We start from the raw sequence: 13,185 nt of genomic DNA, 5'->3' as shown, positions 1-13,185 counted from the left end.
AGATCAATTCTCTGTCTTGGGTAAGAGATAGCCGGTGGTTGAATGGTCGGACGCGAGATAGCGGGCGGCTACGGCCTTGACCTGATCTGTGGAGACCTTGCGGATGCGGTCCGGCCATTGCTGGACGTCCTGAACGTTGCCGCCGGTGGCAAGCGTCGCGCCGTAGATGTTGGCGATGAACTCCTGCTCGTCCTGGGCGAAGATTGCCGAGCGGACATAGCGGTCTTTCGCCTTGTCCAGCTCGTCGCGAGTGACGCCATCCCTGGCGATGCGGGCAACTTCGGCATCCGCCGCCGCTTCGAGATCGGCGAGCTTGGCCGCACCACGCGGCGAGCCGTAGATGATGAAGCTGGTGGCATCCAGCATGACGCCCTCGAAATAGGCGCCGACCTCGGCGGCAATGCCCTGTTTCACCACCAACTGCTGGTACAGCCGGCTGCGGGTGCCACCGCCGAGGATTTCGGCGAGCAGGTCGAGCGCCTCGGCCTCGCCGGGTGAGGCCGTACGATAGGACGGCACCACCCATTGCGTGGAAAAGCGCGGCACTGAAATGCGCTCGTTGGTCAGCGTCAATGTGCGCCTGGTGTTCTGCACCGGCTCGACCGGGCGGATGCGGGCTAGACCAGGAGCCGCCGGCACCGTTCCATACGTCTTCTCGGCCAGCGCCTTGACCGTCTCAGGCTCGACATCGCCGGCCACCACCAGCACGGCGTTGTTGGGCGTGTAATATTCGTCATAGAATGCCCTGGCGTCGGGCCAGTCCAGCTTCTCCATCTCCTGCATCCAGCCGATGACAGGTATTCGGTAGGGCTGGTTCTGCCAGAGCGTGGCGTCGATCTCCTCCCTCAGCAGCGCCTCCGGATCGTTGTCGACACGGGAGCGGCGCTCCTCCAGAATCACATCGCGCTCGGTCTGGATATCATCATCGGTGATGCTGAGGTTGAACATGCGGTCGGCCTCGAAGCTCATCATCTGCTCTAACGCGGAAGGCGCCACCGTCTGGTAGTAGGCAGTATAGTCATAGGAGGTGAAGGCGTTGTGCGAGCCGCCGATCTCGACCACCGCGCGGTCCAACTGGCCGGCTGCATGGTTGATCGTCGCCGCCTTGAACATCAGATGCTCGACGAAATGCGCGATGCCGGATTTACCCGGCGGCTCGTCGGCGCTGCCGATCTTGTACCACACCATATGGGTGACGATCGGCGCGCGGTGATCGGGGATGACGACAACCTCCATGCCGTTGTCGAGCAGGAAAGCCGTCGCCTTGATGTCATCGGTAGCCGCCAGAACCGGAGCGGTGCTCACGAAGGCCAGCGCGGTCGCAAAAAGTGTCCCGCGCAGCCAGCCAGACTGAAGATGTGCTGATGGCTTCTGTTGTCGTGACCGGCCGATGGGCAAAGTTTGAGGCAAAGTGAGTTGTCCCTTATGTTGAGGCTGTTGCGTGCTCGTCGCACTTAGTGGGAGAGAGTGGGGCGGTGGGCAGCCCCGAGCCAGATGAGCCATCAGCATGTTGCGAGGCCTGACTCGAGCATCATCTTTTAAGTGAATCAACGTGAGGGGCATTGTTTGGTTGGTGGTCATGGGATGGCTTCTCCTTAGTCTGTGAGGCGTTTGCGGGACCGCGCACGAACCGTGCCAAACGAGAAACTCGTTTCGGCAATGGAGTAATCAGACTCTGCTATGTTGCGGATCCGACATTGTCGGACATCGAACGCCGGCTTATGGGGAAGCGCGCGCCGCTTAACACGATATCTTCCCCGTCACTGGGGCATGGCGGTGCTCGCCAGCAGGATGAGCAGATTCACGACAGAAGATCGCTGGCGGCGTGGCTAGCGCTAGGCCCGCGCCCGTCGGCAGCGTCGCCGCGCATTGATCTTCTGCTGCAGCCCGACCGGGTTGCTGCGGCCAAATCCGGACCGCAGCAACCTACATAGGCCTAGTACTTAGCTTGCTGGTCGTCTTGTTTGTTTGATTCGAGTGGTCCTTTTTCCCACATCGTGCACTCTACAGATTCAGGGAAAATCTCACATTCCCATCCGCTTCTGTAAGTGTCGGCCGGAGCCGGAGCGGTGGTCACCAGGGCCAGCGCGATCGCAGCAAGCATCGTTCGCAGCCACTCAGACCGAAATTTCGTCGACGGCTTCGGGAGGCCCGGGGCGGCCACATTTTTTGGTGATGGAGTCATCGTATCTTTCTCTCGTTTCATTACGTGTTTGCGCATGATCCGGTGTCGTTTGCCATTGGCGATCGGCACGTCGGACTGTATTGACAAGGTCTCCTAGTTCATAAGAATCTCCTGTCGGTTTGCTCCCCCCAACAACAATCGTTCTGGCAGAGCCAGCTGACAGTAGCCTGAAAGCTACCAACGATTTGCGCGACGTGGATCCTGCGGGGCCTAAGTTTTGTTAACCACGGTATATTTTCCCATCGACAACATCAGCGAATCGGATTCGAATGCTGATAATGAAAATGAAAAAAACCGTCTAGGCGAATAGGATGGACCACTTTCTCGTTACCGAAAAAGGCCGTTGAACCGCATTATATTATCCTATAACTGGCTCGCATGTCGAATGCGGTCGAAAGTCGACGTCATGATTGAAGGCGAAGCGCCTTGGCCTTCAAAAAGGCCGCGGGATACTTGTCCCGTGCCAGTGAATCGGGATGTGGGTGCCGCGGCGAAAGCTGACTTCCTCTGGCGCGGGCCGCCGCAGGTTTGGTCACCAGCCATTCCGACATTCTCGTCGTCGACCGGCAGCGTACAAACCTTCCTACGCCCAAGTTGGTCGCTGCAGCAAACCAGTGTCATCGAGGGATGCGAATGACCGCCTCAAAACCATCCTCGCGACCACGGGCAGGCGAAGCAAAGTCAAGAGTGCCACCTATCCGCTTGATAACCATATCAGCGATGTGTAGGCCAAGGCCTGAGCCCGCCGCTGGAGTGGCACCACGCCTAAATCGCTTTGTTATCGCTTCAAGATCTCGGAGGGGCACCACCGGTCCCGCGTTTGCAACGGCAATGGTTCCATCAGTTCGGACGGAAACTCTTGCCGGAGTATCGGGCAGTCCATGCGTGAGCGCATTCTCGATCAGGTTACGAAGGAGGATGGCAAACGCATCTACGTCTACTTTACGCATCAAAGTGGGGCAGCTGTCCACATCAAGGATTAGGCGTCCGGCATATTGCGGCTTTTTCCCAAGGTCATCGATTTCTAGCCGAACCATTTTGATAAGATCGATCGCGTGGTCTGCGATGCCGATCCCCGATTCGGCCCGCGCGAGTTGAAGCAGTTTTTCGACAAGTGGCCAAGGCTCGACAGCGATTTCTCGATACCGCGCGCACGCGTTCTCGCCGGGCCCTGCGGAATTTCGACCACTAACCTCTGCATCTGAGCGAGCGAGCCTGCGATCGGCGTGCGCAGTTCATGTGCACTATTTGTGGCGAACTCGCGTTCGGCATCGAGGGTCGTCTGCAGACGTTCGAGAAGCCGATCGACGGAGGCCGCGATGGGGGCCAATTCTGCCGGCAGGCCGCTGGATCCCATCAGTGAGAGATTGCCGCCGTCGCGCAATCCGATCTCCTGTCGCAGTACTTCGATGGGCGCCAGCGACCGCCGGATCACGAACCATAAGAGGGCTATACTAAAGGGCAGGATCACGACCACCGAAACTAAGACGAAATTGAAGACGTGCAATCGGCCGCTATTGACTGTCTGGCGGCGAACATGGAGTGGTTCGGCCACCTGAAGAAAGTTGCCAGGTTGGACCTCCAGTGTATAGACGCGGTCAGTAACGGTTTGCGAAAAGCCTTTACGCAGTGGAGCATCAGGGAACGGCTTCACGTCTCCCAAAATCAAGATCACTTTCCCGCGTTTCCAAAGCTTGTACCGGTAGGTCCAAAATTTTTCGAAATTGGGTGCACTTTGAAGTGTGTTACGAATGGAATCGTCGTCCCATTTCCCTTTCAGCACTTCAATCATCGTTGGCTCCATCTTCTTGGCAGCTAGCTCCAGGAACTCGTCGGAGAGTTCGTTGCTAACTTTGCTCAGGCTGAACCAAGCACTGGCGACGACGGAAAACCAGGCCAGAAGCATTGCGCCGCCTAGCCACAGTATCAGCCTGCGGGTTATGCTGCGCGGGTTCGTCATGTGACTACGAACCTGTACCCGAAGCCACGCACTGTCGCTATTCGGTCCGCGCCGATCTTCTTGCGGATCCGGCTAACATACACCTCCACGGTATTGCTCTCAATTTCCGAACCTAAGGAAAAGAGTACGTCCTCGATCTTCGCCTTCGAAACTACCGTCCGGGGCCGGCACAGAAGGCAGTTGAGAACTGTCCATTCGCGTGCAGTCAGGTAGACCGTCTGCCCATCGCGGACGACCCGCCGCTCGGCCGAGTGTATGGACAGCGTCCCGACAGAATACATCGGCTCCGGGAACTGCCCATGACTACGCGCCACGGCGTGAATGCGCGCGGAAAGTTCGCCGAGATCGAACGGCTTGACCAAATAGTCGGCGGCACCTGCGTTGAGCCCCTTGATGCGGTCCGAGACCTGATCGCGAGCTGTCACGATGATGACCGGTGTCGATTCAAGCCTCCTCCTCATCTCCCGCACGTAGTCTATGCCGTTGCCGTCTGGCAGGTGAATGTCGAGCAGAACAAGCTCGTAGGAGACCACACTTGCGTAGCCCCGCGCTTCGGACAGGTCCTTGGCCCAATCGACCGCGTGGCCATCAGCCATCGTATTTTCGCGTACAGCACTGCCAAGGTCCTTGTCGTCTTCGACGAGCAGTATGTGCATCAGAGGTGCCGAGCTCCAGTTCGAGGGCAGGATCCTTACCTTACTGACAGAACCTGACGCTACGCTGAACCCCCCCTTGGCACAAATGTCTCGAAGCTTTCAGGCTGCTGTCAGCTACGGGTGTCAGAAGGGCCGTCATTGGAACAAACGATTAGAAGGCCATTATGAACGCCATCCTGATCTCGGCACATTTTCTTAACGCAACCACCGTCGTCGCTGCACTGGCCGGCGGCAAATCCGACGTTGGGATCGCCGAATGGCGGCCCCGCCAAACGGTACTGACCAAGCTTGAATCGGCCCGAAGGCAGATACAGTCGCTTTAGACGGAAGACGGCTCGTCCGATGCCGTTGAGTCGCTGCGGACCTCATCATCGAAAATTCCGCCTTTTACATGTGCCTGCAATGCCAAGGATCCACTGTCATATCCTCAGTACATGATTCTCAAGCCTGAACGCGCCATCTCGGCCAATCCATTGGGAGCACCGAAGGTGATTGCTTTGCTGACCTAGACAGCACTCGTGGCCATGACCGTCTGGTTACAAGTGACGCCTTTCGAGCATCCAAAGGGTCGAGGAGGCCCGTGACCGCCTGCTGATCTTATGCCGGCTCAAATCGAGTTGATATCGGCGGCGCCCTCGGAAGCTTCAGTACAGCCAGAACGTCGTTCGAGCCATGCCACTCAGATGTATGCGTGCGCCTCTCATGCGTCGCTTGACAGGAAACCGTTCCCAGAATGCGGCCAAAGCAAAAGTCCAAAATTCGCAATTGCATTGGAAGGAGCGTTGTTCCGGCGAGCCTTCTCTTCGGTCCAATCGCGTTAGCGCTGGGCCTGCTGCTGCTAATTGCCTCCAAAGACAATGAATGCTCGCCCGGTGCTTCACTATTATCTTCACAGCCGCCGTGTGCCCGCGTTCGCAATCACGCTTCCGCGTCGGTCGCCACTTCTCAGCAGAAAAAGCTCTTGCCGGAGCCATCTCTGTTCGGGTCGGTCAATGAGAGTCAATGCCGCTTCCGCGGCAAGCCATGGCAAAAACAATGTCTTCTGAGAGGAGCCGAGCGTTGCTGAAGGGTAAAAAAAGGATGCTCGTCTGGGGCTTAGGAATCGTCCCGGTGGCGTTTGCTATCGCTTCCGCGACCGGAGCTTTCGAACACAAAACGCGCGATCATGTCCTCACGCAACGCGTGATACTCGGTTCGGTCGAGGAGAGTGTCCTTGCGAACGGTGTTCTGGCACCTCTCCGTGAGGTTAGGGTTGGCGCCCAAACGTCGGGCCAATTGAAGGCACTGCATGTAAAGCTCGGTCAAGCTGTCAAGTTTGGAGACTTGATCGCCGAAATTGACCCTACGAAAGAGCAGCACAAACTACTCACCGCCCAAGCCAACCTCGTCAGTGCCAACGCGAGCCGCAAGGAAGCCGGAATACGACTGAAAGAGGCCGAATTGGAGTTCCTGAGACAGAAGACCCTGAGCCGGAACAAGGCAGGATCGGCGGCCGAACTGGAGAAAGCGCAAGCGATGTTTTTTGCGCAAGAGGCGTCAGTCGAGCAACTTGAAGCGCAGATCGATGAGAAGACGCTCGCGGTTGAGGAGGCTCGTGCAACCCTCGACCACACGAAGCTAAGCGCGCCCATGGACGGCGTCGTTGTTGCTGTGCTGGCTCAAGAGGGTCAAACGTTGAACTCAAGCCAGGCCGTGCCGGCGATTGTGGTTCTTGCACAGCTCGACGTCATGCGGGTGAGCGTGCAGATATCGGAGATCGATATAGCGCGTGTAAAGCCAGGCCAGAACCTCCGCTTCACAATCCTGGGGGGCACTCGAGACCCTATTTCAGGCGTATTGGAAGAGATAGAGCCCGCGCCTCCATCGATTGCCGATGATAGCATGCCGAGCTCCAGAAAAATCGAAGCGGCGGCAGTCTACTACAACGGCCTCTTTTCCACACCGAACCCGGAAGGGCGGCTTCGGCCAAAGATGAACGCCTTGGTTACGGTTATTTCCGGCCAGGCCGAGAACGTACCACTCGTAGCATGGTCGGCTCTGACGGAGCCTGATGCGCATGGTCGCTACCGCGTGCAGCTTCGCATGCCAACCGGCGAACTCGCCGAGCGCCTGGTGACAATAGGTTTGACCGACAAAATCAAGGCGCAGGTACTCGATGGCCTCTCCGTCGGTGATGAAGTTGTCATCCCTGCCGTGGGAACGGGAACCAATGTTGGCCCGTGGTGATGAAATGACTGCACTCCTTGAAATCGAGAACGTCTCGCGGGTTTTCGCTGCCGGAGACGAGACCATTATGGCGCTGGCCGGCGTCAGCCTTTCTATCGCTGGTGGCGAACTGGTGGCGATCGTTGGCGCAAGCGGTTCGGGCAAAACGACGCTAATGAACATCCTGGGTTGCTTGGACCAGCCGAGTTCTGGTGACTATCGCGTCGGCGGCCGCAGCGTTGCCGGCCTGACCGCGGACCATCTTGCCGCGTTGAGACGGGAACATTTCGGCTTCATCTTCCAACACTATCAGCTTCTTGGAACGCTGAGCGCGGCCGACAACGTGGCGATGCCCGCTGTCTATGCCGGCCTCGACGCCGGCTCACGCCGGGAAAGGTCGAGATCTCTTCTGCGCAGGCTGGGTCTCGGTGATCGTCTCGACCATCGTCCGAACCAGCTGTCCGGCGGCCAGCAACAGAGGGTTTCGATTGCCCGCGCATTGATGAATGGCGGCCGCATCATACTTGCCGACGAGCCGACAGGGGCGCTAGACAGGAAGAGCGGCGAAACCGTCCTCGATACGTTGAAGGAACTTCACACCGACGGTCATACCATCATCATCGTGACTCACGACATGGAGATCGCAAGTCACGCTGACCGCATCATCGAAATCCGAGAAGGAGTGATCCTTTCCGACCGCCGGACGCGGGATCAGAAGACTAATGCGCCGCCGGCGTTCCAAGACAGCAGGCCCGTCGGTTCGCTCTCGGGGTTCAGGCGCCGCCTGGTGCAAGCCTTTCCGATGGCGATACGATCGATGGCTGCCGATCGCGTGCGTACCTTCCTCACAATGCTCAGCATCATTATCGGCATTGCGGCAGTTGTGGCGACCGTCGGATTCGGCGAGGGCGCCCGTCAGAAAATTCTGCGCGATTTGGGAGGATTTGGAGCCAGCACCCTGCAGATCTCTCCCGGGCGCCATTTTGGTGACAAGGGTGCTTCGAGCATCAAGACCCTGGTCGTCTCGGATGCCGATGCGCTCGCCCACCACTCCTACGTCGATAGCGTGACCCCGGAAGTCCGAACATCCGCACAAATTGGTTTTGGGCCCATCTCCGTCGCGGCGACAGTCACCGGCGTCGGCCAGGATTATTTTAAGGTCAAAGCTCTCAAGTTGCTGAAGGGCTCATTCTTTTCAGCCGGAGCTATCTCTGAGCGCAGCCAGGAAGCGGTGATCAATGACAGGATGGCCGCAACTCTCTTCCCTAACGACGAATCGCCGCTCGGAAACATCCTCCTGATCGGGCGTGTTCCCGTCATTATTATTGGCGTCTTTGCGCCCCCACCGGCGTTTCGGTTTGACAGCCGGCTGGAGGTCTTACTTCCTTATACGGCCGTGAAAGGCAGACTTGAGGGTGCCGATTCAAGTCTTGACGTCCTGACGGTTCGGGTCGCCGATTCTGTCGACACGGCTGTCGCCGAGCGCGCCGTCGTCGGCCTGATAACTCGTCGGCATGGCACAAAGGACTTCATTGTTGACAACCTAGATCAGTGGCTTAAGTCGGTCGAAGGCACATCTCAGACAATATGGCAACTGACCTCCTTCGTGGCTGCGATCTCGCTGCTTGTCGGAGGCATTGGTGTCATGAACATGATGCTGATCTCCGCTACGGAACGGACCCGCGAGATCGGCTTGCGCATGGCCGTTGGAGCGCGCCGGATCGACATCATGCTTCAGTTCCTGATTGAGGCCGTCACAATATGCACCGCCGGTTCAATTCTCGGGGTGGCACTCGCGCTCGGCATCGCAACCGTATTGGGCGGGCCGGGCAGCGAGTTTGCGATGATTATCTCCGCCAACGCTATTGTCGTTGCCTGCGCAGTAGCGCTCTGGATCGGCCTGATCTTTGGCTTCCTTCCTGCCCGTAATGCATCTCGCCTGAATCCCGTAGATGCGCTGTCAAGAGACTGAAAAATGACGCTCGTCCGATGGATCTTACCCTTGTCCTTTGTTGCTCGCGGGTTGCACCAGCCTGTCGAGCACATATCCTGGCCCCGAACTCCCCGCGGCGGCCCGCTGGCCAATCGCTGCGGAAGCAAGTGCTATCCACGCCACGGCAGACCACTGCTGGCTGACGTTCGAGCTTTTTATCAACGAAAACGACGAGGTCCTCGTCATGGCTGCTGGCGCTAACAAGCCTCTCATTGGCGGTCTGCATCCGCCTCATCTTTCTTCGCCGGCCGCAACGCCTTGCGCCTAGGTCCCGTTAGACGCGCGCTCAAGAGATTGAAAATGAAGCCCATCAGACTGATCGTACCCGGCTGCCTTGTCTTGCTCGCCGGTTGCAGCCTATCGAGCACATATCTTCGCCCCGAACTTCCAGCCGGGCCCCACTGGTCGACCGCTGCGGCTGGAGGCGCTGCACAGGCCAGCAACGACCACTGGTGGCTGGCGTTCGGAGACGCCAATCTCGACAAGCTTGTCAGCGACGTCATCGGCCGAAATAATGAAGTCCTCATCGCGGCTGCTAACGCTTATCCTGCCCGACTTCAGGCAGATATCGCTGCGCACGCCTTACTCCCCAAGCTGGACGGCCAGGTCGGCGGGAGCACCAGCCAATCTCTCAACGACAAGGTCGCCTCGTCGTCGTGGTCGGCTTCCACCAGTGTATCTTATGAGATTGATCTGTGGGGCAAGCTTGCGGCAAAGAGGGACAAGGCGGATTTTGAGGCTTCCGCGACAGCGGAAGATTACGAAAACGCGCGCCTCCTAGCTATCGCCGGAACCGTCGACGCGTATTTCACGATCGCGCACGCCAATCAGTCGCTCGCGTCGGCGGAAACCAGCCTTGCCCATGCCAAGCAGACTCGGGCGCTTGTGCGCGCCCAGGTTGCGGCCGGTGCAGTTTCATACCTAGACCTCAAGCAGGCCGAGCAAAAGGTCGAGGAGCTGGCGGCGGCGGTTTCGACGCGCAAACAGGAGCGCCTTGTACTGCGGAACGCCCTCGTTGGGCTCTTGAATGGCGCATCTAACCCTGTTCCAGAGCCGCAGCGCCTGCCGAGCAAGAAGCTGCCCCCGATCCAGGCTGGGCTGCCGGCCGACCTTCTCGCACGTCGCCCAGACTTGCGAGCCGCCGAGGCAAGGCTCCGTGCCATGCTGAAGAACGTTGATGAAACTCGGGCTAGTTTCTATCCGGCGATTTCACTCACCGGCACACTCGGCACCGGCGGCGAGCAATTGCTCGCGTTCATCTCCAATCCCGTTGCTAGGTTAGGTGCAAACGCTGCCTTGTCCTTCCTCAATTTCAAGGACATGAAGCTGCAGGTTGCGGTTTCGAGGGCACAGTATGAAAAAGAGGTCCTCGGATTCCGCGCTACTTTGCTCACGGCCTTCTCCGAAGTTGCCAATTCACTCGGTGCACGGGCCGACTATGCCGAACGGGTGCAACGCCTTCACAATGTCCTAGCGGCCGCGCAGGAAATTGAGCAGCTGCACGAGACCCGTTACCGGTCGGGTGCTATCCGCCTCACTACTTGGCTCGAGGCGCAGGAGGGCCGCCGCGCAGCTGAGACAGCGCTTGCCGATGCCCGTCTCGCCCAGCTGCTCAACGAATCGAAGCTGTACCGCATTCTGGGCGGCAGCGCTGCCAGATCCGGACCGGATGGCCGGAGCACCAAGAAGAAGCCAAGGCCAAAGGCGGGCTAGCTGAACGGCGTAGCGTCGAGCTGGCAGATCCCTCCCGAGATGCCTTGCGGCGTCTTAAAGGAACATCCAAAGATGAACCGCAGTTCAGCAAAATTCTGCGCCAAATATTTAAGCCTATGGAGTCGCAGAAGTTGCTGGCTACGCGTGGGCGTGAATCCGCTTGTGACACTGCAACGCCTCAGCTAAGGATGCCCACCGAAGCCTGGAATCAAACATCCAGTTGATGCGGAACTGTCGCCACGTCGATTTACGGACCACCCTCGGCAGAACTCCTTGCACGGGTCACTTAGGGTTACTCAAGGCAGCCGCACGCCCGTCGACGCGCTCTGCTCGTCGCAGGGCCCGGATTGTCTTTCCTTCGGGAAGGTCCAATTCATCTGCCTGAATACGGCCGGCGGCTGCGTGCCGCCTCTACACATTTGCTACCCAACAGCAGCTTGATCCTGCTCAATCTCACGCGCGCCAACCGGCACGCCGGATTGTGGAATCTCTCTCGGGCTCACAAACACCAAGGTCCTCAGATCAAGTAGGAAGTGGCCGATGCCCTTCCCGAGAGATGGGTGACAGTTCATTCCGGAGACATGGGTTACACTTCTAGCCCTTTGCGAGGAGAGCAAAGGTGCCTTGGCAGGAGTGCAATCTTATGGACGAGCGTCTCAAATTCGTAGCGCGGCTTCTGGATGGCGAGAAGATGGCGGTGGTCTGCCGGGAGTTCGGGATATCGCGCAAGACCGGCTACAAGCTCATCAATCGCTACAATGATAGCGGGCTGGAAGGGCTGACTGACCGCTCGCGGCGGCCTTACCGGCACGCCAATCAGCTTCCTTTCCAAATCGAGAAGCTGATTGTGCGTGCCAAGCAGGACAAGCCCAACTGGGGCGCGCCGAAGATCAGGGAGCGATTGGTGCGGCTCTATCCAGACGTTCATTGTCCGGCGATCTCGACGGTGCATGCGGTGCTCGACCGCCACGGCTTGGTCAAGCGCCGCAAGCGGCGACGCAACAGGGCAACGGGAACGCCGCTGTCTCACGTCGCCGCGCCCAATGAGTTGTGGTGCGCCGATTACAAGGGCGAGTTCATGCTGGCCGACCGGCGCTACTGCTATCCGTTGACGATCAGCGACTTCGCCAGCCGTTATCTGTTGGCCTGCGAGGCGCTTCACACCACCAAGGAGGCCTATGCTTTCACCGTGTTCGAAAGCGTTTTCAAGGAATTCGGCCTGCCTGGGGCGATCAGAACCGACAACGGCGTGCCCTTTGCCAGTCCCAATGCGCTGTTCAATCTCTCCAGGCTGTCGGTATGGTGGCTAAGGCTTGGCATCGCCATCGAGCGCATCAAGCCCGGCTGCCCGCAGCAAAACGGCCGTCATGAGCGCATGCATCTGACCCTGAAACTGGAGACCACCAAACCGGCCAGCGCCAACTTCCTGCAGCAGCAGGCCAGGTTCGATGACTTCGTCGAGGAGTTCAACACCGAACGCCCGCACCAGGCGCTTGATATGGCCTGCCCTGCCGAGCGCTACAGCCCATCGCCGCGACCCTATCGGGGACTGCCGCAGCTCGACTACCCTTTCCACGACAAGGCCGTCACCGTCACCACATGCGGGCGCATCTGTTTCGACCGCAAGAAGATCAATCTCAGCCTCGTCTTTGCCGGCCAGACCGTCGGCATCAAACAGGTCGAGGATCGAATCTGGCTGGCGAGCTTCATGGACTATGATTTGGGATATTTCGACGACGAGACATGCAGACTGGAACCACTTGAGAACCCTTTCGGGCCGAAAGTGTTACCTATGTCTCCGGTATAAAATGTAACCCATGTGTCCAGAATGGACCCGATCGACTCGGCGATTGCTTCTGATTTCGGAGACCTGATGGTCCGACGATCAGCGGCCGTGGCGTTAGCGCGCGCCGCCCGTGGTTGCTGGGTCGTCAGCGCATCCTTGCCCACATAGGTAGATGGCAGGTCCCATGATACGATTCGAAAACCAGTGGTAGACGGGGTTCTGCAGAAGCGTTGCAGGCATCGCTTGTCTCTTTAGGCGTTCCGAGCGCCAGCGCGGGAGATGCTTCCTGCGATAGGGGGCGGTCATGAGGACCTTGCGAGCCGCTTTGCGATTTGAACCGGGGCTTTTCAATTTTCGCTTTTGCTGCCCCTAAAATCTCGGATATGAAACTGACTGGCTTATGGCCTGCCCACATTGCAATCGTTACAAAGGAATACGACTATGACGACCGGAACGGTAAAGTGGTTCAACAGCACCAAGGGATTTGGATTTATCCAGCCCGACAATGGCGGTCAGGATGTTTTCGTCCACATTTCCGCTGTGGAACGCGCGGGACTCTCGACCCTCACTGACGGCCAGAAGATCAACTATGAGATCGAACAGGACCGCCGCACTGGCAAGTCGTCTGCCAGCAACCTCAGCAAAGTTGGCTGAATTTCTCCTGCGCCCGGGCAAGAGCGGAATGAC

The 13,185-nt window shown here is 58.4% G+C and carries 10 protein-coding genes; 6 read left to right on the top strand and 4 right to left on the bottom strand.

What is annotated here, in order from left to right:
• Window positions 1-3 precede the first annotated feature (3 nt).
• From RPG13_RS31170 to RPG13_RS31155, 4 genes are all read right to left on the bottom strand, one after another.
• Window positions 4-1,581, bottom strand: coding sequence for a M16 family metallopeptidase (locus RPG13_RS31170; RefSeq protein WP_337126785.1), 1,578 nt, complete (start codon window positions 1,579-1,581; stop codon window positions 4-6).
• A 1,221-nt stretch (window positions 1,582-2,802) separates the two neighbouring features.
• Window positions 2,803-3,135, bottom strand: coding sequence for a sensor histidine kinase (locus RPG13_RS31165; protein WP_337127082.1), 333 nt, complete (start codon window positions 3,133-3,135; stop codon window positions 2,803-2,805).
• 74 nt (window positions 3,136-3,209) lie between these two features.
• A complete protein-coding gene (locus tag RPG13_RS31160) occupies window positions 3,210-4,091 on the bottom strand; it encodes a hypothetical protein (protein WP_337126784.1) in 882 nt (293 codons plus the stop codon).
• A 50-nt stretch (window positions 4,092-4,141) separates the two neighbouring features.
• Window positions 4,142-4,801, bottom strand: a complete 660-nt coding sequence (locus RPG13_RS31155; RefSeq protein ID WP_127208165.1) for a response regulator transcription factor — start codon at window positions 4,799-4,801, stop codon at window positions 4,142-4,144.
• Window positions 4,802-4,965: 164 nt separating this feature from the next.
• Here RPG13_RS31155 and RPG13_RS31150 point away from each other — a divergent pair, with 164 nt between their 5' ends.
• The 6 genes from RPG13_RS31150 to RPG13_RS31125 all read left to right on the top strand — a co-directional run bounded on the left by RPG13_RS31150 (window position 4,966) and on the right by RPG13_RS31125 (window position 13,152).
• Entirely contained in the window at window positions 4,966-5,124 is a 159-nt protein-coding gene (locus tag RPG13_RS31150; RefSeq protein WP_189522631.1) for a hypothetical protein, read from the top strand.
• 736 nt (window positions 5,125-5,860) lie between these two features.
• A complete protein-coding gene (locus RPG13_RS31145) occupies window positions 5,861-7,027 on the top strand; it encodes an efflux RND transporter periplasmic adaptor subunit (protein WP_337126783.1) in 1,167 nt (388 codons plus the stop codon).
• A 4-nt stretch (window positions 7,028-7,031) separates the two neighbouring features.
• On the top strand, window positions 7,032-8,978 hold the full coding sequence (locus RPG13_RS31140) for a MacB family efflux pump subunit (protein WP_135937804.1): 1,947 nt from the start codon (window positions 7,032-7,034) through the stop codon (window positions 8,976-8,978).
• 321 nt (window positions 8,979-9,299) lie between these two features.
• Window positions 9,300-10,712 (top strand): efflux transporter outer membrane subunit, encoded by a 1,413-nt coding sequence (locus RPG13_RS31135; protein ID WP_337127081.1) that lies wholly within the window; start codon window positions 9,300-9,302, stop codon window positions 10,710-10,712.
• Window positions 10,713-11,331: 619 nt separating this feature from the next.
• Window positions 11,332-12,519 carry an IS481 family transposase gene (locus tag RPG13_RS31130; protein WP_442921331.1) on the top strand — a complete coding sequence of 396 codons (1,188 nt, stop codon included), beginning with the start codon at window positions 11,332-11,334 and terminating at the stop codon, window positions 12,517-12,519.
• 420 nt (window positions 12,520-12,939) lie between these two features.
• On the top strand, window positions 12,940-13,152 hold the full coding sequence (locus RPG13_RS31125; RefSeq protein WP_337126782.1) for a cold-shock protein: 213 nt from the start codon (window positions 12,940-12,942) through the stop codon (window positions 13,150-13,152).
• Window positions 13,153-13,185: the final 33 nt, after the last annotated feature.

Origin of the sequence: Mesorhizobium sp. ISC15, from assembly GCF_037162615.1 — a bacterium.
Lineage (GTDB): Bacteria > Pseudomonadota > Alphaproteobacteria > Rhizobiales > Rhizobiaceae > Mesorhizobium > Mesorhizobium mediterraneum.
The sequence above is the reverse complement of the archived record's forward strand: the minus strand, read 5'-3'. Positions and strand labels throughout refer to the sequence as shown.